This is a genomic window from Streptomyces sp. KL116D (assembly GCF_030766975.1).
GTDB lineage: Bacteria > Actinomycetota > Actinomycetes > Streptomycetales > Streptomycetaceae > Streptomyces > Streptomyces longispororuber_A.
On sequence record NZ_JASERH010000001.1, the window covers coordinates 20,906 to 44,509 of the forward strand.

At 71.6% G+C, this 23,604-nt stretch carries 16 protein-coding genes and 4 pseudogenes; 6 read left to right on the forward strand and 14 right to left on the reverse strand.

The features are described from left to right. Window positions 1–24 precede the first annotated feature (24 nt). The 8 genes and pseudogenes from RBJ77_RS00145 to RBJ77_RS00180 all read right to left on the reverse strand — a co-directional run bounded on the left by RBJ77_RS00145 (window position 25) and on the right by RBJ77_RS00180 (window position 7,358). The gene (locus RBJ77_RS00145; protein WP_372343054.1) at window positions 25–381 is read right to left on the reverse strand and encodes a hypothetical protein; all 357 of its coding nucleotides are present in this window, start codon (window positions 379–381) and stop codon (window positions 25–27) included. Continuing rightward, window positions 378–875, reverse strand: coding sequence for an MBL fold metallo-hydrolase (locus tag RBJ77_RS00150; protein ID WP_372343055.1), 498 nt, complete (start codon window positions 873–875; stop codon window positions 378–380). Before RBJ77_RS00150 ends, RBJ77_RS00145 begins: the two co-directional genes overlap by 4 nt. Then, on the reverse strand, window positions 847–2,073 hold the full coding sequence (locus RBJ77_RS00155) for a hypothetical protein (RefSeq protein WP_372343073.1): 1,227 nt from the start codon (window positions 2,071–2,073) through the stop codon (window positions 847–849). The genes RBJ77_RS00150 and RBJ77_RS00155 overlap by 29 nt, the downstream gene beginning before the upstream one ends. A 679-nt stretch (window positions 2,074–2,752) precedes the next feature. Next, window positions 2,753–2,923: pseudogene (locus RBJ77_RS00160) on the reverse strand (beta-ACP synthase); the annotation flags it as partial. Between the two features lie 1,477 nt (window positions 2,924–4,400). Then, complete coding sequence (locus tag RBJ77_RS00165) at window positions 4,401–4,544, reverse strand: hypothetical protein (RefSeq protein WP_372343056.1); 144 nt, start codon at window positions 4,542–4,544, stop codon at window positions 4,401–4,403. A gap of 338 nt (window positions 4,545–4,882) precedes the next feature. Continuing rightward, a pseudogene (locus tag RBJ77_RS00170) lies at window positions 4,883–5,574 on the reverse strand (AfsR/SARP family transcriptional regulator); the annotation flags it as partial. A gap of 232 nt (window positions 5,575–5,806) precedes the next feature. Continuing rightward, a complete protein-coding gene (locus RBJ77_RS00175) occupies window positions 5,807–6,271 on the reverse strand; it encodes a hypothetical protein (RefSeq protein WP_372343057.1) in 465 nt (154 codons plus the stop codon). A gap of 361 nt (window positions 6,272–6,632) precedes the next feature. Next, complete coding sequence (locus tag RBJ77_RS00180; protein ID WP_372343058.1) at window positions 6,633–7,358, reverse strand: acyl carrier protein; 726 nt, start codon at window positions 7,356–7,358, stop codon at window positions 6,633–6,635. 2,039 nt (window positions 7,359–9,397) lie between these two features. Here RBJ77_RS00180 and RBJ77_RS00185 point away from each other — a divergent pair. After that, window positions 9,398–9,654 (forward strand): annotated as a pseudogene (locus RBJ77_RS00185) (indolepyruvate ferredoxin oxidoreductase subunit alpha); the annotation flags it as partial. Between the two features lie 1,147 nt (window positions 9,655–10,801). On the opposite strand, the gene RBJ77_RS00190 reads toward RBJ77_RS00185, so the two are convergent. After that, window positions 10,802–11,203 carry a hypothetical protein gene (locus RBJ77_RS00190; protein WP_372343059.1) on the reverse strand — a complete coding sequence of 134 codons (402 nt, stop codon included), beginning with the start codon at window positions 11,201–11,203 and terminating at the stop codon, window positions 10,802–10,804. 2,396 nt (window positions 11,204–13,599) lie between these two features. Between RBJ77_RS00190 and RBJ77_RS00195 the strand changes: the two genes are divergently transcribed. The 3 genes from RBJ77_RS00195 to RBJ77_RS00205 all read left to right on the forward strand — a co-directional run bounded on the left by RBJ77_RS00195 (window position 13,600) and on the right by RBJ77_RS00205 (window position 14,397). After that, window positions 13,600–13,806, forward strand: coding sequence for a hypothetical protein (locus RBJ77_RS00195; protein WP_372343060.1), 207 nt, complete (start codon window positions 13,600–13,602; stop codon window positions 13,804–13,806). A gap of 91 nt (window positions 13,807–13,897) precedes the next feature. Next, entirely contained in the window at window positions 13,898–14,056 is a 159-nt protein-coding gene (locus tag RBJ77_RS00200) for a hypothetical protein (RefSeq protein WP_372343061.1), read from the forward strand. Window positions 14,057–14,181: 125 nt separating this feature from the next. Next, window positions 14,182–14,397, forward strand: coding sequence for a hypothetical protein (locus RBJ77_RS00205; RefSeq protein ID WP_372343062.1), 216 nt, complete (start codon window positions 14,182–14,184; stop codon window positions 14,395–14,397). Between the two features lie 671 nt (window positions 14,398–15,068). On the opposite strand, the gene RBJ77_RS00210 is transcribed toward RBJ77_RS00205, so the two are convergent. The 3 genes and pseudogenes from RBJ77_RS00210 to RBJ77_RS00220 form a co-directional block, all read right to left on the reverse strand. Continuing rightward, complete coding sequence (locus RBJ77_RS00210) at window positions 15,069–16,115, reverse strand: carboxyl transferase domain-containing protein (RefSeq protein ID WP_372343063.1); 1,047 nt, start codon at window positions 16,113–16,115, stop codon at window positions 15,069–15,071. A gap of 104 nt (window positions 16,116–16,219) precedes the next feature. After that, window positions 16,220–16,402: pseudogene (locus RBJ77_RS00215) on the reverse strand (carboxyl transferase domain-containing protein); the annotation flags it as partial. A gap of 429 nt (window positions 16,403–16,831) precedes the next feature. After that, entirely contained in the window at window positions 16,832–17,029 is a 198-nt protein-coding gene (locus RBJ77_RS00220; protein ID WP_372343064.1) for an acyl-CoA carboxylase epsilon subunit, read from the reverse strand. 572 nt (window positions 17,030–17,601) lie between these two features. Between RBJ77_RS00220 and RBJ77_RS00225 the strand changes: the two genes are divergently transcribed. Together RBJ77_RS00225 and RBJ77_RS00230 are read left to right on the forward strand one after the other, a co-directional pair. Next, window positions 17,602–17,880, forward strand: a complete 279-nt coding sequence (locus RBJ77_RS00225) for an AfsA-related hotdog domain-containing protein (protein ID WP_372343074.1) — start codon at window positions 17,602–17,604, stop codon at window positions 17,878–17,880. A gap of 72 nt (window positions 17,881–17,952) precedes the next feature. Further along, window positions 17,953–18,216, forward strand: coding sequence for an AfsA-related hotdog domain-containing protein (locus RBJ77_RS00230; protein ID WP_372343065.1), 264 nt, complete (start codon window positions 17,953–17,955; stop codon window positions 18,214–18,216). A 1,828-nt stretch (window positions 18,217–20,044) separates the two neighbouring features. Here RBJ77_RS00230 and RBJ77_RS00235 read toward each other — a convergent pair. Both RBJ77_RS00235 and RBJ77_RS00240 read right to left on the reverse strand, forming a co-directional pair. Beyond that, on the reverse strand, window positions 20,045–20,497 hold the full coding sequence (locus tag RBJ77_RS00235) for a hypothetical protein (RefSeq protein ID WP_372343066.1): 453 nt from the start codon (window positions 20,495–20,497) through the stop codon (window positions 20,045–20,047). Between the two features lie 57 nt (window positions 20,498–20,554). Next, on the reverse strand, window positions 20,555–21,304 hold the full coding sequence (locus tag RBJ77_RS00240; RefSeq protein ID WP_372343067.1) for an FAD-dependent monooxygenase: 750 nt from the start codon (window positions 21,302–21,304) through the stop codon (window positions 20,555–20,557). Window positions 21,305–23,604: the final 2,300 nt, after the last annotated feature.

Genomic DNA, 23,604 nt, shown 5'->3' on the forward strand with positions numbered 1-23,604 from the left:
GCGGGTGCGGCGGCCTGACTGCTGCTAGGCCCGGCAGACCGGCAGGCCGCCGTGGTGCTTCGGCCATCTCGCGGAACAGCGCGGGATGTCCAGCGGATCGCCGGGCGCCGCCCCGAGCTCCTCGGCGTAGGCGCGGTGCAGGTTCGGGACGAGCCGCTCGGCGTCGAGCAGGTCGTGCGTACGGTCCGGGGCCGCCTCCCGGGCGGTCTCGAGCGGGGTGAGGCCGGCCGCGATGCCGTCGGCCGCGGAGGCGCCGGAGGCGGCGCAGATAGCCCTCGTTGACGTCGAACAGTTCGGGGCCGCCGACCGGGCCGTGGCCGGGCACGACGGTGACGGCGTCCAGGCGCGCAGCCGGGCGAGGGCGTCCAGGGACCCCGTCACGGAGCCCATCGGGCAGAACGGGTGGCGCCCGCCATCACCAGGTCACCGGTGAACAGCACCCGCTGGTCGGGCAGCCAGACGACGGTGTCGCCGGTGGTGCGCGCGCCCCGCGTGCAGCAGCCGGGCCTGTCGCGCGCCCACGTGGAGGTCCATCCGTTCGTGGTAGGTGACCGCGGGCACTGACGATCTCCAGATCGCCCCAGCACACGTCGGGCCAGAGTCCCGTCAGGTGCGTCCCGGCGGCGGTGGCCTCTCGCGGGCCCGCTCGTGGCCGACGACGGTGGCCTCGTGACGACGAAGTTGCCGAAGGTGTGGTCGCCGTGGAAGTGCGTGTTGACGAGGGAACTGCGGGGAGCCGTCCGGCCACGAGCAGGACGTGCCCCCTGAGCCGGCGGGCCCGCGCCTCGGTGGCCACCGTGTCGATCAGGAGGCATGCGCCGTCCGAGACAGGGAGCCCGGCGCTGCTCAGGCACCCAGCCGCCGTCGGGCTGCATCGTAGGCGTGGACGCCGTCGGCGACCTGTGGAACCGGTCCTTTGGCGGGCGCGGGGCCGAACGCACCGCGGCCCCTGTTCAGCCGCGGCGCGCGCTGGCCAGCGCGCGTTGACGAGGTCGAGGTACTGGCGCGGCGTCTGCGCGTCGGCCAGCGCCTCCGTCGAGCATCACGTCGTGGTCGCGCTCGACGACCCCGGGATGACCCTGCAGCAGGGCCAGGGAGTCGTAGCCCAGGTCGAGGAACGAGACGTCCAGGGTGTTCTCGTCCAGGACGGTCCCCTGTCGCCGCCCGCGGCCCGCGCAGCAGGACGGCGAGTTCGGTCAGCTCCAGCCGCCCATGGTGTTCCTCATTCCTCGGTTGCCGGATCTTCGGGGGGTCATAGGAGGTCATAGGGGGTCGGGTGGTCGGGGCCGTCAGTGCGGCGCGTACGACCGTCGCCGCGTTGAAGCGCCGCGCCCCCTGGCCAGGACCAGGGCGTGGCGCAGCCGGGCCGGGCGCGGGGCGCCGGTGACCAGGTCCACGAGGGCAGTCGTCGGCGACCCGCACGGCGCCGGTCGTCGGCGGGACCACCTGGTCGCGCAGGGCGCACAGGGCGGCCGCCAGGTCGAGCGCGGATCCGCCCGAACCCAGCCGTCCGGTGAGTGACTTTGGGGCGGTGACCGCGACCCCGGTACGGGGCCGAACAGCTCGGCGAGCGCCGTGGCCTCGGCCCGGTCGGCGTCCCGGTCGCCCGCCGCGTCGGCAGAACACCACGTCCACGTCGGCGGGTTCGATCCGGGCGTCGGCGAGGGCCAGCCGGGCCGCGGCGAGCAGGCGTGGCGCGCCGGTGCCGGGCGCCGGGTCGAGCGGGCGGCGCAGCCCCTCGACGGTGCCGAGCACGGCGGTGCCGCGGGCGCGGGCCGCGTCGGCGTCCCTCCAGGACGAGGCAGGGCGCCGCCCTCGCCGGCCACGTGCCCCGACGCGTCGGCGTCGAACGGCAGATAGGCGCGGTGGGCGTCGGCGCGCTCGCTCATGCCGCCCGCGGCGAGCTGCGCGGTCCAGCCCCAGGCACAGGGCGGAGTCGAAGCCGCCAGAGTGAGCATCGGCGCGTACGCCGCCGCGGAGCCGGCGGCGGGCCTGCGCCACGGCGTCGAGGCCGCCCGCCTGCTCGCTGACGACGACGCCGCTGGGCCCGCGCAGGCCGTGCTGGATGGACAGCTGGCCGGAGTTGGCGGCGTAGAACCAGGCGAAGGACTGGTAGGGCGCCGACGTGCCGGCGGCCCTTGCTCCACAGGGCCTGGAGTTCGCGCTGGCCGAACTCGAAGCCGCCCATGGCGTTGGCGGTGACGACGCCCATCGCGTACGTCGGGCAGTCCGTGCGGTCCAGGCCCGCGCCGCAGTGCCCGGTGCCCGCCGCCAGCGAGAGCCGCGTCACGCGGTCCGTTCCAGCGGCAGCAGTTTCGCCGGCACGTGGTCCCGTCGACGAAGCCTGTGACCTCGCCGGCGAGCCTTGCTGGGCATCCGCGCGTCGAAGCGGGTGACCGGCGCGATGGCGAGTTCCCGCCGCGCAGCGTCGCGTCCCACCAGGCCCGGGCGCCGATGCCGCCGGGGCGACGACGCCGAGTCCGGTGACGGCGGCGGTCATGCCGTGCCACTCGATCAGGCCGGTGTGCTCGGTGGCCACGGCGGTCATGCGGCCACCCCCAGGTGGCGGGTGGTGAGCACCATCGCGCTCTGGAAGCCGCCGAAGCCGCCGCCGACGCTGAGCACGGTGTCGGTGCGCTGCCTGCGCGCGGTCAGCGTGTAGTCGAGGTCGCAGGCCGGGTCGGGTTCTGTGCAGGTTGGCCGTGGGCGGCACCGTGTCGTGGGCGATGGCCAGGGCGCTGGCGGCGATCTCCAGGGCGCCGATCGCGCCGAGCGAGTGGCCGATCATCGACTTGATGGAGCTGATCGGCACCCGGTGCGCGTGCTGCCCCAGGCTCGTCTTGGAACGCGGCGGTCTCGTGCATGTCGTTCTGTTTGGTCTCGAGCCGTGGGCGTTGACGAAGTCGACGGCCGTCGCGGCCAGCCGGGCCTGTCGAGGGCGAGCCGGATGGCCTCGGCCATTCGCCGCCGTCCAGCCGCAGTCCGGTCATGTGGTACGCGTTGGAGCGGGTCGCGAACCCGGCGATCTCCGCGTAGATGCGGGCGCCGCGGCGGACCGCGCGCGGTCGTGCCCTCCCAGGACGAGCACGGCGCTGCCCTTCGCCGTAGCACGAAACCCGCTGGGCGTCCGGCCGCCGCGCCGGGAGGCGGTGCGTTTGGCCTGGCCGCTGTGCACGGAGGTGGCGCGCGGATCGCGTCGAACGAGGCGAGTGATGGGCGTGATGGCCTCGGCGGCGCGCGACCGCGAGGTCGAGCGCTGCCTCGCGATCAGCCTGGGATCGGCGTGGCCGAGCGCGTCGAGCCCGGAGGCAGCCGGTGGAGACGACGCCGACCGGTCGTCCACCGCGCCGGTGTCGGGCGCCACTTCGGCGGCGACGGGAGCTCGGTGCGAGGTGTCGCCGAGCCGGGCCTCGGCCCGGTGTGGTCCAGGAGCCACCGGCCGCCCGACTCGCCGACGTGCAAGGGCCACCCGCCGAGGCCGCTGCCGGGTGCCGACGGCCGTGCCCAGGGACACGCCGAGTGCGCTCGCCGTCGGCGGCGGTGGGCGAGTCCGCTGTCGGCGACCGCTTCCCCTGGCCGCGACGAGGGCGAACCGAGGACGCGGTCCAGACGGTGCGCCTTCGGCGGGGGCGAAGCCGTGGTCGGCTTCGGTCGCAGCCCGGCCTCCGCGGCGATCTGCGAAAGCGGAACGTCGCGGCGTCGAACAGTGCGATGCGGCGGGTCGCGGTGCGTCAGAGCAGCAGCGACCAGAACTCCCGGGTGCCTGCGTGCCGCCGGGCGCGACCACCCGACTCCGAAGTGAGATGACGACTCGTCCCATCGGTTGCCGCTCATGTCGATCGGTTCCGGTCAGCGGTGCTGGTCCCGCGCCGGTCAGCGGCCGGCCGGGACGGGGCGCGAGGCGCGTCACGGCGCGGCTCGCGCGGCCGAGCAGGCGCGGGGCAGTGCGCGACCCCGCACGAAGAAGTGGTCGCCTTCGGCACGGTGCGCAGGGCGAACGGGCCAGCGGTCCAGCGCCAGCCAGCCGGCCATCGTGGCGGCCGGGCGAGCGCGGGTCGTCCGGCCCTTCGCGACGGCCACTCACCGGCACGTCGAGCGGTCCGGCGGAAGCGACGGCCTGCGGCGGCCGCGGTAGCAGGGCGTCGGCGAGCAGGAGCAGTCGTCCTGGAGCACGGGCAGCACCATCCGGTGCCACAGGCCGCCGCGCCGCTCGCGGAACGCCGGAAGTCGCCGAGCAGACCGGAGCAGTTCTCGTCGGGGGCCCGGCCGGCCTTGGCCAGGGCGAGGCGTGCCGGGCGGCGGCAGGCGCCGACGACGAGCAGGGCGGGGCGGGCAGCGCCATCTCGCGCAGGCCCGGGTGAGCGTGAGGGCGACACAGGCGCCGAGGCTGCGCCCGTAGATCAGGTACGGGGCGACGGGTCGGCGGTGCCGGTGATGCCGTCGGCCCCGGTGAAGTGGGGCAGCAGGTCGGCCAGCAGGGCGTCGGGTCCGGTGACGCGCGGCTCGCGGCGCCGGGTGTCGCGGCCGGGCAGCAGGTGCGGCACGGTCCGCGCGGTGGTGACCGAGGTCGCGGCGCCAGCCCGCGAAGGAGGAGACGCCCGCCCCGGCGTGGGCGAAGCAGTGGACCCGGAGCGGCTGTTCGTCGGACATGCGGCGTACTCTGGCGTCGGACCGGACTGAGGTGGGGTGAAGTGCCGGGCGCGTCCCGCCGGGCGCCCCGGCTCAGGCCGCGTAGAGGTTGAAGGGTGGAGCCGCGGCGCGGTCCGCACAGGACGTCGAGGGCCGGGTCGACGGCGAGCATCGCCTGGTCAGGCGCTGCAGCTAGCGAGGGCTCGACGCCGAGGTCCTCGACGAGCCGCAGCCGGAGCTTGCGGTAGACGTCGAGGGCGGTGGCCTGGCGTCCCGAGCGGTAGAGGGCCACCATCGCCTGCGAGTGCAGTCCTCGTGCTGGGGGGTGGCGGGCGATCAGGTCGGCGAGCTCGGCGATGACCTCGAGTGCCGGCCGAGCCGCAGGTCGGCGTCGATGCGGCGCTCGACGGTGACGAGGCGGCTCTCCTCCAGGCGCATGACCTCGATCTCCAGGATCGGCCCGGTGCTCACGTCCACCAGGGCGGTGCCCTCCCACATGCCGAGACGCGTCGCGGAACCCGCGCGGCGGCCTGCCTCGTCGTCACCGGCTTCGAACGACGCCTGTCCTTCGGTGACCAGCTGCTCGTAGCGGTGCGCACGTCGACGCACTCCGGGGACACCTGCAGCAGGTAGCCGCCGTGTCGCGTGGCGAGCACTTCCTTGGTGCGCCGGGTGCGCCGGGCCCCATCGCGGTGCCGAGGGCGCCGCGGCGCAGCTGCATAGTGATGTACGTCTCGCAGCGTGGTCACATCGCGCTCTGGGGCATGTTGCTGCCCCAGATCTCCTCCACATGAGCGTGTGATCACGACGACCCGGCCCCGCGATAGAACGTGACAAGAGCGCGAGGGATCTCGCCTCGGCCGTGCCTCGCGGTCGGCACGATGGACACCCGTTGACGTCGGCGCTCAACGGCCCAGAACCCGAATCTGCACGGCTTCCTCCCATACCCGACCGAGTCTCGCGGTGGTCTGGATACCACCGGCGCGTCTGCACGGTAGCCGTGATGTCCCGGCCACTCTTCGTATCTCCACTGTGTTCAAGTCCGGCCCATGGCGCCCGGTCGGCGTCCTGGCCTGGCGCTCCCACACGGGCGGCGGCAGCACGACGCGCCGCGGTGCGCTGCGGCTCCACGGGAAGCCGTGGTGCAGGTCGAGGACGGGCTCCTCGTCGGGGCTCGTCATGACGGTGACGGCGACGCGCACACCGTTCCGGCTCCCAGTTCGGCGAAGCGCCACTGTCCGGCGGTTCGTCGTCGGGCGGCCGGAAGGCGAGGCACGCCCTCGTCGTCGGCGAGCGTGAACGCGAAGGAGTCGAGCGAGTCCAGGCGAGCCCGCGCGCCTTGGCGTAGGGCCTCCTTCGGCGTCCACAGCCGCAGGATCCTGCGGTCGCGGTCCCCGGCCGGGGCGGCGCGCGACCCAGAGCCGCCTCCTCGGGCGCGAAGCTCTCGACGATGGCGTCGATGCTCCGGTCCCGGTCGAGGCGTTCCGATGCCGACGCCGATGCGGTGTCTGCGCACCACGCCGAGCAGGTTGTACCCGCCCGCGTGCGACAGGACTTTGAAGTCCAGTTCGCGGCCGCCGCGCGGCAGTCCCTCCACGGGCTTGCGCAGGAACGGCCGGCCCCGCGAGGAGCGCCACAGCACGGCCTCCCGCCTCCGGGAACGCCGCCTCCAGGGCCAGGACGCGGCGGACGCGCGCGACGCCACCAGGTACTGGCGCCGGTCGCGGTCGATCAGGAGCCGTCCGAAGCGTGCCTCCTGTTCCCGCTCGTCCAGGCCAGTTCGTCGCGAGCGTGGCGGCGAGATGGCCGGCGAGCGCCTCGTTGGAGGCAGAAACCAGAGCTGGACGGGTGCCGCGGGCCGCGCCGTCCGCTCGGGCCGGTCCGAAATCAGTGCGGGAGGCGTCAGCGCGTCCGGCTCTCTCTCCCGTCGGGCGGGTATGTGGTCATGTGGTCCATGTCCGTGCGCCGCCTCAGTCCTGTCGAGCATCAGGGTGAGCGCCCAGTCAGGCGGTCATCCGCCCGTCGCGCACCGCGTCGAGCAGTTCCCTCCAGCGGCATCGGCGCGGCGGCCCTGGCCTGCGCCACGGCGATTTGACCGGGTCAGCCGAGCCGGCAGCTGCGCACGCGGCGATGTGGGCGGCCGGCGCGGTGAGGGTTCGGGTGCCGTACAGGACGCCGTCGCGCTCACGCAGCCCGTAGACGAGGTTGATGACGGGCGACGAACTCGGCGGCCAGCCCGGTGTCGACGCCGAGACCGGTGAAGGATTCTCGGCGGGTGTCGATGTCCCACGGGTCGCAGCACAGATGCGGGCGACGCTCCTCGCAGCAGCACGTCGAGGACGGGCGGCGCGGGTACGGAGACCGGTGGCGCGGGGCGTCTCGGGCGCGAGGAGCGGCGGGCGGCAGCGGTGCCGGGACCGCGGGGCGACGACGCGGGCAGCGCGGAGGACGGTGCCGTCTCGCGGGCCAGGTACCGGGCGAAGTCCAGCGGTGTCAGGGTGGTCGATCAGCGTGGCGGGCTTGATCGCGGTGCCGTAGTGCAGGTTCAGGGTGGCCACGTACTCGACGGGAGGCAGCGAGTCGACGCCGCAGGTGCGGAAGGTCTGCTCGGGGTCGATCTTCTCGGCTTGATGCAGCAGGACGTCGGCGAGCATGCGCACGATCTGGGCCAGCGTGTCGGCCCTGCGGCGGGCGGGCGCCGCCGTGAGGGCGATCTGTCGTTCACGCATGGGGGCTCCAATGGTCCTGGGTCTGGGTCCTGGAGTGTGGTGCGCGGGTCACGTGACGTCCGCCGGCGGGGACGTGGCCGGGCGCTTGCGTGCGGTACCAGACGGCTCGTCCGGCGGTACGAGCAGCGGGTGAGGAGGAGGTCCCCACACGCGGCGAGCCGCCTGGCGAGTTCGTCGGCGGACCAGCGTCTTGGCCCGGCGGCCAGCTAGCACACCGTCGCCCGCAGCAGCGTCGCCGCTCTGCTCGGCCGGCGGCCCGCGCGCGTCCCGCCTGCCGGCCCGCCGGAGCAGGCGCAGCACCCTCGCGGTTCCACACGTTAGAAGTCGGTGACCGGGGGACCCGGTCGACGCATTCGTGGGTGATCCGCAGTCCGGCACCGACCAGCGGGTCCTCGCGCAGGGCGCGGGCCAGCCAGTCGCGTCATGTCGATGAGTACTGTAATGGGCGCGCGCCGGGCGTCACTCCTGACTCCGCGGCCGACCAGCCGTGCGCCGCCCTCCTGTTGCAACCGCGTCGTGGCGAGCTCGTCCTTGGGGCGCGAAGCGCACGGCGCCCGCGGCGTCACACGCCGGTGACCGCGACGATCCGGCCGAGCGTGGCGCTGGCGTGGCCGTGCTCGCGCGAACATGCGCGCGCCCGCCGATCAGGTTGTCCTGTGGCCGTTCCGACCTGGCTGCATCGCGGCTCATGTCGCGATTCTCAAGGGCGACGGGTGCCCGGGCCTCAGCCGACCTGGGCCGTCTTCGCTGCGGTCGGCGCCGAGCGTCTCGGTGGTGTGCTCCGGATTGGCCATCAGGATCGAGCGCTGCGGTCGGCGCAGTGCGGCCGAGGGCTCGAGTCCGGCCCCGTACGCAGAGAGATTTGGCCCGCGGCCGCTGGTGCACGTCCAGCTGTGCCTCGCCGCGGCGCCCGAAGCGGTGCAGTGGCGAGCATGAACTGAGGCGTGCGGGTTGCCAGTGCGTGCGGTAGCGGCTGACCAGGACGGTCAGTCTCGCCGAGTGAGCTTTCTCGCGGTGCCGGGCTTTCGGAGCCGCAGGTCGGCCTCGATGCGCTGGTCGAGCGTCGCAATAAAGCCGGGCCCTTCTCCAGGCGCCGGGTCTGCACATCTCCAGCTGCGGTCCTGCCTGTACGTCGGCGAAGCGCGGAGCCGGTCCCACAGCGCAGAGGGCGTCGCCCAGCGCCGCGGCCGCGCGGGAAGTCGCGCGCGCCGCCGTCCATGGCTCCGGTAGCCGAGCCTGGCGAGCCGGTCGCACTCGCGACGTCGCTGGAGCGCCGGAGGTGTGCGCAGCACGTAGCCGCCCGAGTGAAAGGCGAGTACGCGTCCTTTGGCGAACGCGCCGGCGTGCCCCTCCGGGTCCTTCTCCAGCGCGTCGGTCGGTCATCTCCCGCAGCTGCGGGGACGTAGGTCTGCAGTGGTCCGCGCTCTGCGCGGCGGTGCAGTCAGAGTTCGATGAGCGAGGCGACGGGCGCTGCCCGGTCGGCGTGTGCACCAACGCCAGGGCCAGGTACCTGTCGCGGCTTTCTGGCGCCCGCGGGTCACGAGACCCAGCAGCCCTCTCACGGCCAACGCCCAGTACTTCTGTCGATGTCCACGCCGTTTCCCTCTTCGGTGCATAGAGTCATCGGTCGCCCGAGGCCGCGTCCAGATCCATGTCTCTGGTACGTTGGAGTTAAAAAGCAGGACGGACGGTCGGTCAATAATCGACAGCGACCGTGCTGTTTCTACTCGACCTCATGAGCCTCGAGGATCCCTCAGGGCGCATGAAGATGCTCACGCAGCCTCGGCTACCGGACATACTAAGGCCGAGAAGAGACAGCAGGCTGCCAGAGGCAACCTGAAAGCTGGAGCCAAGGAGCTCCTCTTGGTCTGTTCTTGGGAGCTTTACGGTCGATAACGCAACTCGCACGGGACGATCGGCGCTCTAGCTCCTCACGAGTCGGGCCGGTCGATCGACCACGCCCGTCCGACTGCCGGCTGAGCCGCCCCATGACGTACGTGATCGCGCAGCCCTGAGTCGACGCCAAGGACAAGGCCTGCATCAGAGTGCCCCGTGGACTGCATCTACGAAGCCCGCGGATGCTGCCACGTGCACCCCGACGAGTGCGTCGACTGCGGTGCCTGCGAACCGGTCTGTCCCGTCGAGGCGATCTTCTACGAGGACGATCTGCCGCAGCAGTGGGCCGCGTTCGGGCCCGCCGCCGTCGAGGTGTTCGGCGAGGCCAGCTCGGGCGAGGGCCTCCGCGTCGGGGCCGCTGGGCAGCGACCACCCTCGGCGGTCGACCGCCCCTCCCCGCCGCCGCGTCCGCCTGACCGGCCGGGCGGTGGTCCGGGGTCCCGCCTCGGCGGACCGCGCACAGCGGGTCGGTCAGACCTCCCCTCGGGCCGCCGGGCCGCCTCGGCCAGCAGGCGCGCCAGATCGCCGACCGCCTCGTCGGTGCCGGTGTCCGCCGTCAGCACGACGGTCCGGATGCTGCACCTGTCCGCCGCGAGCCGGCGGGCCGTCTCGTAGGCACTCGCGCCGCCGCCGGAGAAGCGCGCACGAGAGCAGCGGCCGTCCCGCTCGGCCAGCGCGCCCAGCGCCCCGTGCCAGGCCCTCGAGCCCCTCCGGGGAGAGACGCGGCAGGATCACCGTCTGCGGCCCCGCGTACTGCCGGGGACAGCTTCTGCGCGTACCAGGCTCTGGGCACGCCAGACGGCACGCAGACAGATGACCCCGCTCGGCTCTCTCTGCCGCAGCGTCACGAAGAAGGAGGGCCGGGCGGCCGCCGTGACCGGCACGCCTCGTCGAGCAGTTCGCCGATGGGCGATCAGACTCGTCGGCCTCGTGCGGCAGTTCGCGCGGCAGGTCGGCGCAGTCGGTCAGCAGACCCTTCGGTGCCGCCTGGCCAGCCGCGGTCGTGGATCACGGACAGGACCAGGCCGCCGGCCCCGTCGCGGCGCGAGACCAGCGTGACCGGGAAGCAGCGTTCGCAGCGCCCGTGGTCTCCTGGAGACTCCATGCGGATGCCGTGCGCGGCGAACGAGGGTTCGGCCGGCGCGGCGGGTCGAGGCCGCTCTCGAAGACGAGCGAGCTCTCAGTGGTCGGAGTCCGAGGCGGAGCGGCCCGTCGGACACCGTGCCGGTCCGTCGTGGATCCTGACCGGCCGACACCCACTCGGCCACGACGACCTGGAGTCGATGGCCTGAGTCCTGCAGCGCCAGTGCAGGTCGGGCACCGTCGCGCGGGTCGACGTCGACCGAGACCGGCAGCGGAGTTGCGCAGTGCAGCCAGGCAGCAGTTCCACGCCCTCCAGCGCGGATGCCGCGCCCGGACACCGCCACGCTGGAACCGCACCGGCATCGAGCCGTCACGCGCCGGCCGCCCGGTAGAGCAGCAGACGCCCCAGCGGCCTGCAGCGCACCGCTCTCGTCAGCGCGCCCAGCGGGCTGGCTGGCAGTGCGTCAGAGCCGGGCGGCCTCGGCGGAGGTGAAGCCGTGCGCGCGTCCGAACCGGTCTGCGCAGGCGACCGGTGACGCGGTGACGTGCGCCGACACGGAGGCCGTCGGGCGCAGTTCGGCGCAGCCAGAAGTCCCGGGCCGCGGCGAGGTCCTGAGCCTCCAGCCAGCGCGCCGTCGCGGACGTCCGGGCGCCGGTCGCCGCCGGGCAGCGGGCCGTCCGCCAGGTAGGCGCGGGCAGAAACCTGCGACGAGCAGGCGCACGCTCCAGGTGTCGATCAGCGCCAGGTGGTAGGTGAGGCAGGACCCGTGGCCGGGCACGTCGTGCATCGTCCCGGGACCGTCGAGCAGCGTGATCCGCAGGGGGCCTGGGGACCGCGGGTCGAGCCCGCGCCGCCGGTCGTCCACGAAGCAGCGTCGGGCCGGGCGCCCGCGCGGTCACCCGCACGACCTCCGGCACGATCCAGTCGTGGATGGTGACTGCAGTCAGGAGGCCGTGGTCGAAGGCGGCCCTGTAGCGTGCTCGGTCGAAGACGGACTGCCAGCCCGAACCTGGGCACGAGGTCGACGGCCTCAGTGCCAGACGTGCCCTGAGCCCAAACTGACAGCTGTCCGAGCTGCCGCAGTGCAGGAGTCGGCGTCGGGTGGCGAGCAGTTCGTGCTGCACCGGGCTCGCGGAGACAGTGCTCGTCGCGGCCGGCAGGGTGCGGCCGCCCGCCAGTTCGTCCAGCCACCTCGCGCAGCGCGGCGAGCAGCCGCTCGGCGGAGTCCTCGCCGACGTCGTCGCGGGCGGCGGGCAGCCGGTCGAGCCCGACGCACAGCCGGCCGCCCCTGATACGGGCGCGTCGACGTCCAGCGCGTATGCGGGACGGCGCGCGCGCCGCGGGCTGGCGGGCCGCGCGGACGCGCGCGTCCGGGGTGAACCGGACCAGGGACCGGCACGGGTCTCGCGCGCGAGCCGGAGCATCGTCGGGGCGTACTCGCGGCACGCGCCAGAACGAGCCAGCGCCCCAGGTCGCCGAGGCCCGCGGCGACGCGGGAGATGAACTGGCGCGCGTTGTCGTCGTGCCTGCCGTCCAGCAGGACGGCTCGGTCTCGACGAGCGGGCCGACGGTCCGGGCGACGCCGGGCCGCCCCTGCCACGTCCGTCGACGCACACGTCGAAGGAGGCCCGCCTCGGTGCCGCGCCACACGGATGAGCGCCAACTTATGGCGCCGGTGAGGAGTTGGGCGGGTGAGGCCGAGCGCCGGGGCACGGCGCCGGTCAGCCGCCGGGTGGGCCGCCCGGCCCAGCGCGAAGCCGGGGTGGCGGCGCGTTCGCCGGGGGCAGCGGGACGCGGGGGGCGCAGCGCGCGCGCGGCGGCGCCTCGGCGACGGCGCGTGCCAGCGGGTCGGTCTCGGCGGGGGTCGGTGGCCAGGACGGCAGCGGCGCTCCAGTCCGTGTACCGCACGTCCTCGGCGGTGGGGTCCTCGTCGGGCCGGTCGAGCGCCGCCCGCAGGTCGGCCGTCAGGATGTCCAACGAGAGCTGGTCGACGACGAGTTCGTGGGCCACCACCACGAGCCGGCGCGCGCTGCGCAGCAGCAGGGCGCACAGGGTGCGGCCTGGTGGCGGGGGTCGAGCCGGCGGGCGGCGGCGCGGCGACGGCCCGTGCTCGCGGGCCCGCGGGACGTCGACGAGGTCGGTGCACCCGGGCGCGGCACGAGCGGCACGGCGTGGGATGCCGCCGCCCTCCCGCGTGTCGATCCGCGCCGAGCAGCGGGTGGGCCCTGGCCAGGGCGCGCAGGGCGCGTCCACGGCGGCCGGGCTCGAACGGCTCGGCCGCGTTCAGGGCCCGTACGAGGTGCGGTCCCGGCGGGTCGTCTCGGCGCGCCGGACCAGGTCGAGCTGGGGCCGGGGCGGAAGCGGGACGGCGGGTCCGCCGCGGGCGGTGAGCAGGTCGGCGACGAGGCCGGCCGGGAAGACGTCGGGTGTTGTGCCGCCGCGTCCGGCTCGGCGGTGGGCCGCGGCCGACGTGCAGCAGGTGGTGGTCGGGTCCCAGCCGCTGCAGGCTGTGGCGCAGGTGCCGCCGCCCGCGGTGCGCGTGGCGGCGTGGTCGAGGGCGGCGAGACCCGGCCCTCGGCCAGTGGTCCCCGGACCTCGAGGACCGGGGGTGTCGTGCTGGGACTGCTGGCCCGGCCGACGACCACGGTCATCGACACATCGGTGCAGCGCTCGGCGGTGGCACGGCCGTGGCTCATCGGCATCCGGGCGGGGCCCCCACCCCTCTCACGCTCACGCAGCGAAACGCTTTCGCCCTGCTCAGCAAGGTAGCGGCGGTGGCGCGGCGCGCCCGATTCCTCCAGCGCCGCTGGAGCGCTCCCCGATCGGGCCTCAGCCGAAGGACCGCGCGGGCACGGAGATCCACGGGTGAATACGGGCTGAACACGCACCCGAATGCGGACGGAACGAGGTGGGCGTGGCCCGCCCTCCTGACGGGGGAATGAGGAGGGACGGGCCGCGAGGCGGGTTCGCCGCCGAGCACTACTGTGCGCCCGCGCTCTCGAAGCGGGTGCCTGAGTCCCGGACACAGCGGGCGACGCCTCCCCGCCGCCAGTTCATCACGCGCGGCGCGGCCGCGTGGGCTGTCCCGCCGGCGGGACGGCACCGGGTGATCGGGTCCGTTGAAGGGCGCTCCGCGGTCTGGCGATACTCGCCGTCCGTCACGAGCGCGAACTCCGTGGCGGGCAAGGGAAATTGACGGCCGACTCCGGCCCCGTGCGCCGCAAGCCTTCTGGAGGCCTCTTTGAACTCGGAACTAGCTGGATGTGCGATGCCACGCATTTCCGCATCGACTACGTCATCAACCCGTACATGGACACCGGCATCCAGCCGGACAGCCTGGCCGTCCTCGCCGAGCACGAGGCCATCGAGAGAAGGCGCACGTCGCGGCCGGCCCGGATCGTCACGCGCATGGAGTCCGCGCGGGAGTGCCCGGACATGGTGTACACGGCACTAACGGGGCCTTCGTGAGCGACCGCCGCGCGGTCCTCGGCGCGCCGCCGGCCGCCCGCCGCCCCGAGATCCCGCACTTCCGGGCCTGGCTCAGGGCCGTGGCTTCGACGTGCTGGACGCGCCGTACGACTTCAGCGGCCAGGGCGACGCACTGCCGTGCGGATCGCTGCTGTTCGCGGGGTACGGGCAGCGCACCGACCGCCGGATGCACGGGGTGCTGGCCGATGTGCTCCGGGTACGAGGTGGTGCCGCTGCGCACGACCAGTGAGCAGTGGTACGACCTGGACCTCGCGCTCGCGGTGATCGACGCGCGCACGGTCGCGTACTGCCCGCAGGCGCTGGACGCCCCGAGCGGTCAGCGCCTGCGCGACCTGGGGCCTCGATCTGGTCGAGGTGAGCGTCGAGGAGGCGAGCACGTTCGCCCTGAACATGATCAGCGACGGCTCGACGGTGACCATGACCACGGGCGCGCCGCGCCTTCGCGACACGCTGCGCGAGCGCGGCCTCGACGTGGTCAGAGCTCGACACCACCGAGCTGCGCAAGGGGGTGGCGGGGTGCGCTGCACCGCCCTCACGCTGGACAACCGGCTGCCGTCGCGGGCGCGTTGAACGGTGCCGCCCTCACCCGCTGCGGGGCAGGGCGGACACCAGGACGTGCCTCGGGTGCGAGGCGCGGGCAGCAGCAGCTCCTGCAGAACCCGGCGATCCGCCGCTCGGCGAGCCACACTGCGGGTCTCCCCGGCCAGCACTCGATGCCGACGGTCGCCGCCACTGACCGCGGCGGCGGCGATCGTCCAGCGACACGCCGGCGGAGCTTTAGGTGTCGCCCACGGCGCGCGGAGCGTCTCCACCCAGGCCTGCATGTACGTCTGCACCATCCGGCGTCGGCCCTTGTAAAGCAGCAGTGCGGCGCTGAGGGTCGAACCCGGCCCGGACGACGATGTAACGATGTCGGAGAGACTAGGCCACCAGCCGAGTGACGTCGACGAGCGCCTGCTGCACTGTCGACGCGCTCCCTTGAGAGCCGCAACGATGCCTGGCATCATCGGTGGCCGCTTCCTCAGACCGCCTGGTGCGAGCGCCTTCTGATGGTCGCAGTAGCAGCGCTCCGCTGCCGCGACACCATGCCCGCTTTGACTGACCGTCGCGATGCGAGGCACGCGCTCCCTCCGCGAAACACCGGGCGTGCCGCGGCGTCGATCAGCCGACTTCCTCGCGCGCACCGCACGTTCCCTGCTTGACCATTCAACTTCCCCTGTGGCCGTCGGCGGGCAACGTGTCTACGACCGCCGTGGTGATGCGGGGGTGCGTGGGGGTGCGGGGGGTAGGGGGCCACTGAGGCTGCCGTCTTCAGGGACGGCAGATCCGCGTGTTTGGTCCGTAACACGCCAGGGACTTGATGAGCACCTCTCGGGTCTCGGCGGGTCGATGACGTCGTCGACGAGGCCGGCGCTCGGCCGCGTAGTACGGGTGCATGAGTTCGGACTTGTACTCCCTTGACTATGCAGGCGCACGTGGCCTCGGCGGTCCTCGGCCCCGGCGATCTGCGGCTGGCGGAAGATCACGTTGGCGGCGCCCCGGCGCCCATCACAGCGATCTCGTTCGTCGGCCAGGCGCAGTGAGGTCGGCGCCGATGGACTGCGAGTCCATGACGATGTACGCACCTCCGTACGCCTGCGGCGAGGATCAGCGAGATCCGCAGCACCGTGGCGTTGCAGTAGGCGTACAGCAGCTTCCGCACCGTGCCGGATGATCCCGCCGTAGCTCCTGGTCCACACCGGCAGGAAGCCGGGCACGTCCAGCAAGGTGACGAGGGGGATGTTGAAGGAGTCAGCACATCTGACGAAGCGGGCGGCCTCTCGCTCGCCCGATGTCCAGCACCCCCGCCAGGACATGGGTTGGTTGGCGACGATGCCGACGACCCGGCCGTCGAGGCGGGCCAGGGCGCAGATGATGTTGCGCGCCCAGCGCTCGTGCACTCCCCGAGGTAGTCGCCGTCGTCGACGAGTTCGGCGATGACCTCGGTCATGTCGTAGGGCCTGTTCCCCCGACCGGGACCAGGTCGAGCAGCACTCCGGTGCGCCGGTCGGCCGCGTCGTCGCCGGCGGACCACGGGCGGGTGTCGAGGTTGCCCTGCGGGAGCAGGGAGAGGAGATACCGACTCGGGCGATGAGAATCTCTTCGTCGTCGTCAGGCGAGAGTGACACACGCCGGAGGCTCCGCGTGGACGTCGGCGCCGCCGAGCCCGTTCTGGGTGATCTCCTCGCTGCGACCGCCTTGACCACGTCAGGACCGGTGATGAACATCTGCGACGTCTCACGGACCATGAACAGCGAAGTCGGTGAGCGCCGGGCTGTCGGCGGCGCCGCCCGCACGGGCCCAGCATCACGCTGATCTGCGGGATGACACCCGACGCCTTGGTGTTGCGCTGGAAGATCCCGGGCCGTACCCGGCGAGCGCCGAGACGCCCTCCTGATCCGCGCGACCCGCACCGTCGTTCAGCGACACCAGCGGGGCACCGGGCCGCGATGGCCATGTCCATGATCTTGTGGATCTTCGTCGCGTGGGCCTCGCCCAGCGCACCGCCGAAGATCCGGAAGTCGTGCGCGTACACGAAGACCGTACGGCCTCGACCGTGCCTCCCAGCCGGTGATCACACCGTCCGTGTAGCGGCTTGGCCTCCAGGCCGAAGCCGACCGCCCGGTGCCGGCGCAACTCGCTCGACCTCGTTGAACGACCCCTCGTCCAGGAGCAGCTCGATAGCGCCGCGCGCCGTCAGCTTGCCCCTTCGCGTGCTGGGCCTCGGTCGCCTTCTCACTGGGCCCGGCCAGCGCCTGGGCACGGATCGCGTGCAGCTCTGCCGTACGCCCACGAGCCCCACTGGGCTGCGGTTTCGGTGGCGGGGGCAGTCACCATCGCCATATCACCCAGTCCCTTCCTGCGACCAGCCCGAGGAGGTCGCACCCAGGGTCGCAGGATGACTTTAACAAACCGCCCATGCGGTTTATAGGTGGCTGCGACATCTTTCTGTCTTATCACCTGGTCAGCCGGTCAGCGCCAGCTCCCCGGGGCCGAGTAGGCCGGTGCCGATCTGCGCACCCGCGGGCGCCGTGCGGCGGCCGTCTCCGCCCGGCTCCGCAGCGCCCCTGCTGCGGGCGATCAACACCGCGGCGATGGCGGCCAGTTCGTCAGGCTCCGCTTGGCCGCGCTCCACCCGCAGCACGCACTCCTCGTCACGCATCCGTCCCACGCCCCTTCGGTCCGCTTTTGGAACCGACGGTGCGCCCGCGCGCTCGAGAGTCGCTATGAAGTCGCTTGAGGTCTCCGGGAATCGCATAAGGTCCTATCAACATCAACTCCGGCCAACTCCCTGGTCACGGAGAGTGTCGCCGGGCAGTGAACCCCGTCCACACGATCACCGCGGAACGTCTGGAAATTAAACCGGATGGTATGTATCTTTACGGCGGGCTCCACTGGGCCCCAAACCGCGAAGCCAGGGGGAATCCGTGTCCACTCGAGACCTTCCGTATGACTCCGCGCGATACCCGGTACGGCGCACAGTGCGAACGGCCTGACGATCTCCACCAGTTCCGTCGATCTGCCGCGTTATTCCAAGCTGACCACCACGGTCCCCAAGGAATTCGTCCACCGTGCGGGCGTGGCCGAGTGATGCTGACGGACTGGATTCTGCAAGGATCGACCTGCACTTCTCCGTCGCGGCCCAGTGGCCGAGAGGCACGCCTTCTTCACGCCCTCGGCCGGGCTGCCACGACCCGTTGATCACGCGCAGAGACGATCCGCCAGGTCGGGTCGCTGCTCGCCCACGCGGAGTTCGACGTTCCGCTCGACTTCCAGTTCGTCATGTGGACCTCAAGCTCGAGACGCACCCTGGCGCACATGACGGTCGGCGGCGCTCCCGCGTCCCTCGACATGGACGTCACCCGCCACGACGTCAAGCGGCGCAACAACGCGCTGGCCGGCTTCCGGTACGAGGTCGTGGTCCGCCGCGACGGCCAGGTGGCCGCGACCGGCGGCGCCAGCTTCACCTGCATGCCCCCAGGGGCCTGCGCCGGGTGCGCGGCGGCCGGGTGACGGACACCGTCCGCCCGCTGCCCCTCACCGCCCCACGGCACGGCACCGCAGGGCGTCGGCCGGGTGTCCCCCATGGACGTCGTCCTGTCCGCCACCCCGCGCGACGACCGGTGGCAGCTGCGGGTGGACACCCGGCATCCGATTCTCTTCGAGCACCCTGCTCGATCACGTTCTGGAATGACGCTCCTCGAAGCCGCCAGGCGGGCCTCGATCTCTCTCATGGGCGCCCGCCGTTCTGTGTCGCTTGCAAGCGAGTTCTCGCGCTACATCGAGTTGGACGAGCCCTGTTTCATCGAGGCGGAGATCATTCCCGGCGATGGTGCGCGGTCCTGGTAACCGCCCGGCAGAACGACGAACCCGCCTTCACTTCCGTGGTGACGATGGAGGCTCTTCCCGTCTGAGAACGGAATGATAGCGACCCCGAAATCGCGAAGTCCGATTCCGGGTCCCTGTCATGGCCGGAGTCACGCGCGGTCGACGAATATCCCCCGTTCCCTTTGCGTTCACGGTCACAAACCGGGCGTCGATGGAAAAGGCGTTGCGATAGTCCTCGGCCCACTTCCGAGTGATCGCCCAGGACGGCCGGTCAGTGAACCCACGGTGCCGTCAACGGCCGACTTCGCCCCGGCCAGCGCCGCCGCGCACTGCCGAGCAGCGCTCGACGATCGGCGCCGGGTACCGCTCGGCGAGACCCGCGCGGGCCTGCTCGGGCGTCAACTCCTCGGGACAGCAGCGGCAGACCGAGGCACCTGGGCGAGCTGCCGGTCTGCTCGGCGGGGGTGATCGGCTCGGGGCCGGTCACCGTGTACGCCTGGCGCGTGCCCGTCCTCGGTCAGCGCCCGCACCGCGACCTCGGCGATGTCCCGCGGGTCGACGCAGGCGCCGCCGATCGTCCCAGCAGCAGCCTCTGACGACTTCGACCGATGGACGCCGCCCAGGAAAGCGTGTTGCTCATGAAGGCGCGCGGCCGCAGGCAGCGTCCACTCCAGACCGGAGGTGCGCCCCAGCTCGGTCGTGCGCTGCCACCGCGAGATGAGGGTCGACGGCGTCCGGGTCGAGCACGGCCGCGGCCGACACCTTCACCAGCCGCGCCGTACGCGCGGCCTCCCGCGCGGCAACGGACGAACTCCCCGGTCGTGTGCGTCGCCGCCCACCCGGCTGGTGATGACGAGCGCCGCGCTCACCTCGCGCTCGCTCCAGCGACCGCGGGTCGCCGTAGTCGGCCGGCCACGGCCTCCGTGGTCTCCCCTTCACCGTCACGCTGGCGTCCTGGTCACAGACGGACCTGCAGCCCGTCGGGCAACCGCCGGCTACCCTCGCCCCACCGTCCCGAGTCGCTCCTGTCACCAGAATCATCAGGTCCCTCCCCGACCACGGACGCCCGGTCAGGCGTCTCTCCCTCAGACATGGGCCAGCATCCGCCACAACGTAAGATACCCACTGGACGGTGTTTACTGACGGTAGATCCATCGACTAGAGACCTTCATGGCAAGCTAAAGACTGAGTCGATCTGCCAGCACACGGAGTGGGTGATTCTTTCCGCTGCGGCCAAGGTCTTCGAGGAGCGTGGCTTCCAGGCAGCGACGATCAGCGAGATCCCTCGAGACGGCCGGCGTCACCCAGGGGGCCCTGTACCCACTCCACTTCCGCGAGTACCTGGCCCGAGGGTGCTCTACGAGCAGGATCAGCAGGCGTCCAGACCAGGCCTGCAAGGTCCAGCAGCTCATCGACACCGTGATGCTGCACGCCTACGGCTGGCAGACCGACCGATGGTGGCGGGGCGGGTGTCCGGCTGTCGCTCGATCAGCAGGCCCACGGCCTCGACCGAGCGGGCCGTTCGTGCGCTGGTCCCAGATAGTCAGGACCCTGCTCACCGAGGCCCAGGAGCTGAGGCGAGCTGCTCAGGTGGTGATCACGAGACAGCGGACGTCACCGTGGGTGCCTTCGCCGGTGTGCAGGCTCATGTCGCAGGCCATGCGACCACAACGACCTGCTGATCCGGGTCTCCGCGATGCGCGCCACCTGCTGCCCAGCGTGGCGCATCCGTCCGTGCGTGACGAGTGTCGAACTCGGCGCGGACCGGGGCGAGTTCGTCGCCCGCACGGTGGAGGCGGTCGAACCCCAGGAGCCGGCTCATCGTCAGCTGAGGGCGTCGGCCAGATCGCTATCGCCGACCGTGCGGGAGCGGGGACGCCTGGCCCCCTCCCCTCTCGCCGAGTAGACGGCCAGAGCGCTCGGCAGCGCATCCCCTGCCTGACGACCAGGCGATGTACCCGTCGGGCCTGACCAGCAGCGCGTCGCACGGCGGCGGGCGTCGCCTCCACCTGGACCACGTGGGCTGGTCCAGCCACGGCCCGTGCCTGCCGCCGGTGGCCCTCGCGGTCGGTGCCGAGAGCAGCAGCAGCGGACGCCCGTCGCGCGAGGCCGACTCACGTCGCGCGCCCGCCGGCGGTCTCGACGACGGCGCCGACAGGAACGTGCCTCCCAGCGACGGGCGCGGTAGTGATGGCGGACGGCGTCCTGCGTACTGACCATCGACGCGAGGGCGTCCGAAGGGCCCCTCCGTCAGCATCCCGGGCGAACATGTCGCGCAGGGGTCGAACCGGCTCCCGCGCATCAGGGCGAGAGTTGGGCCCGTGCGTTGTCGATGATCCGCCGGGCGGCAGGACGGCGCTCATGCTCGTAGGTGTCGAGCAGCCGTCGCTCGCGTCGCCGCGGACCGCGAGCGCGAGCTTCCAGCCCAGGTTGAGCCGTCCAGCAGACCGGTGCTCAGCCCCTGGCCGCCGATCGAGTGCACGTGCGCCGCGCCGCCGGCCAGCAGGATCCGCCCCGCGCGATAGGCGGGGAGGCCAGCTCGGGAGAAGTCGCTGAACCGGCTCAGCCACTCGGGCTCCGCCATCGCGACGTCCCGGTCGACGCAGGCCAGGAGACCTCGTGCCGGAACTCTCGGCCGGGTGACCGGCGAGGTGGCGCGCAGAGGTGCGGTCGAGCAGTTCAGGAGTGCTGCAGCCGCACGTTGGGCTCCCTGCCCGCGTCCTTCACGATGCACTCCAGCCGGGCGCGGCGCGGTGCCGAGCGCCGCAGCGCGCTCTCGTCGGCCAGCGGACGTCGCCGGCTCAGCGCTAGGAGATCGTGGCCGGGAGCGACTGCTGGAGCCGATGCGCGTGCTTCGCCGGACCGTGCTGCGCGCGCCGTCGCGCGCCCACCACGTAGTCGGCCGTGCCGGAATCAGCCGCCCCGACGGCACTCCGCCTCGATGTGCACCGCTGATCCCGTGACGGCTCTGGACCACCGCGTCGCGCGCCGGTGGTCCCGCAGGACGCGGCGCACCGGCGGCCAGGGGCCCGCTCCTAGAAGCGGCCGTTCGAGGTCCTCCTGCGGGCACTTTCAGCAGCGGGCTCGGGCTCGGCAGGCTGGAGCGCACGTGGATGGTGAGCAGACATCGGCGAAAGTGGAACGGGCTCGACCGGCGCGTGGCGGCCAGCCCGACGGCGTAGCGCTGAATGCCCGCGCTGCTGGAGGCACTGCACCGTCCGGGCGGTAGCAGGGCGAGTGGCCCATGGGCCTCTGGGACACCTCTCCGTCCTGGCCTCCAGGACTACGGTGCGTATCTCCGAACCGCGCCAGCTCGCGGCCCGGAGCCAGGCTCCACGGGCGCCCCCACGATGACGACCTGCGGCTCTTTGTCGTTCCTCGTCAGATTTTCTAGGCTCGGGCAGGGGGTCACTTGCCGTGTTGACCACGCCGCTGCAGACCGAAAATAACACCCGGTTGGACGGTTCTTCGCAACGGCCCGCTCCCGCCTCAACCACGTTCGGCTCGCGCACTTCGACAATCAGCCACCCGCCGTGCGGAATGGCCAATTCCCTATCCTGCACGGAAACATCGCAGCCCATCACGCTTGAGCGCGCGCATCGCGCCCGGCCGACGGCGGACCCACGACCCGGCCTATGATCCTCCCTGGAATCGCGTCAGCCGCCGCATCCGCCGCTGATCCTCCGGCGCGCAACACCCTTGAAAACCAAAGCCGGGTGGTAGGTATCTTGTGGGGCTGAAGCCTGCTACGATGCTGAGGCTCACGAGGATCAACGCGGTCTGAGCTGACGCTGGACTCGAACAGGCGGCTACCATCCTGCGCGCGCTCGTCACCCTCGCAGGAAACTGAGTCGCTTCAGTCGCCGCCCTGCCGTGGTCCGGTCGCTCAGCTCTGATCTCATGGCCGATATGCACCATATAACGATCACACCAGAACCATTGCCCGAACCGCACTCATGCCCTAGATCCGTATCGCTTAGTGTGGGCCGAGTACTTGCGAGTCGCTTGAGTCGCTGGATCGCCGCTGATGCACATGGCTTCTGAGCTGCGAGGAAGACCCAGCAGGACTCAGGACACGCCTGGATCAGCTCCGCTATGCCGAAACGACTCTGCGCGAATCGGTCGGACCAGCGACCCGTGCAGGCCGCGCATGACCTCACGCCGCAACGAGACGAGATCGTGCCGGGCCTCGGCGCACACCATCCTTCGGAGAGCCTTCACGGACCGCGGCGGCGCAGCTGTTGCCTGTGCTGCTCTACTGCGCAGACTCACCGGCACGTCCTCGGGCTCGGCTGGCGCGGCACCGCCGCTGGGACTCGACGCTGGCAGATCGACGAGGACGACGCGGTGTTGTGGGCGGCCGGGGACCTCGCGGAGGCGATGGCCGCCTCCGACCCTCGCGGCCTGGCGCGCGCCGATGCCGCGCTGTGGCAGCACCGTTGCCGGGCGCTGAGCACGACGGGCATCCACGCGATGCTGGCGCGAGGCGAAGTCGGCTCCTGGCATGGTGCTGAACGCCGCGCGCCTGGACCGCGGACCCGCGCACGCCCCTGTGCACGCCGCGCGGGATCGTCGACCTGCGGACCGGCCGCCGCCAGCCACCGGCCTGGCAGGGAACTCACCCAGCCTGCAGTGAGGCCCAGCGCTGGGCAGCTCCCGCTGGAAGGGTTCTGCAGCCTTTCTCCAGCAGGTGCCAAGCAAGCAGATGGTGTTTGCAGCTACTCTTAACTCCCTCCATCTGCAATCACTGCCAGCTTACCTTCTTACCATTCCTATTCAACAAGCAGGCTGCCATCAGTCTCTGGACGATCTGGCTGAACCTCACTCGTTCATGGTGCTCATTATCGAAATCTCATGTCGTCAGGTGACATTGCCAGCTGGTCTGCAGCCTTGTGCCATGTGATCGCAGAGTGGGCCAGTTAGAACAGCGGAGTGGAAGTCATTGACAAGATATTTGATCGAATCAAGATGCTTGACGATCACGTGGACTCTTGATTTAACATTCCCACCAAAACTCAACTCACTGGAACTTCACCTCACTGAAGATAGACACAGGAACGCCTCGTCGGCATCCCGGTCGACGTTCACCAGACGTCATGTCAGACAGGCAGGATGATGTCTCACCATTGTGTCATGAAAAGTATTGATCTGGCCCAAGCACAGTCAGGCCATCACTAACTATTATCAGCAAAGAACCTATCTGATGGAGACAGGTCAGATGCCGACCACATTTGTGGGTTAGACCATACAGTACCTGAAATGCATACCTAAGCCAAAACAGCACAAACAACTCAGATCTGCTCTTACCACAGTATTATCAAGTCGTGAAGATGGATCAGTGTGATCCTTCAAGTCTGCGTCCTTGGGGCATGCAACACAGAGTCAAGAAGACAAATAAACTCATCCCTC

Bases quoted from the DNA above. Each gene is read 5' to 3' on its own strand.
- RBJ77_RS00150 (WP_372343055.1), bottom strand. From the start codon at position 875: ATGCAGCCCGACGGCGGCTGGGTGCCTGAGCAGCGCCGGGCTCCCTGT.
- RBJ77_RS00180 (WP_372343058.1), bottom strand. From the start codon at position 7,358: ATGCGTGAACGACAGATCGCCCTCACGGCGGCGCCCGCCCGCCGCAGG.
- RBJ77_RS00195 (WP_372343060.1), top strand. From the start codon at position 13,600: ATGTGCGATGCCACGCATTTCCGCATCGACTACGTCATCAACCCGTAC.
- RBJ77_RS00210 (WP_372343063.1), bottom strand. From the start codon at position 16,115: ATGGTCCGTGAGACGTCGCAGATGTTCATCACCGGTCCTGACGTGGTC.
- RBJ77_RS00220 (WP_372343064.1), bottom strand. From the start codon at position 17,029: ATGCGTGACGAGGAGTGCGTGCTGCGGGTGGAGCGCGGCCAAGCGGAG.
- RBJ77_RS00230 (WP_372343065.1), top strand. From the start codon at position 17,953: ATGGACGTCGTCCTGTCCGCCACCCCGCGCGACGACCGGTGGCAGCTG.
- RBJ77_RS00235 (WP_372343066.1), bottom strand. From the start codon at position 20,497: ATGCGCGGGAGCCGGTTCGACCCCTGCGCGACATGTTCGCCCGGGATG.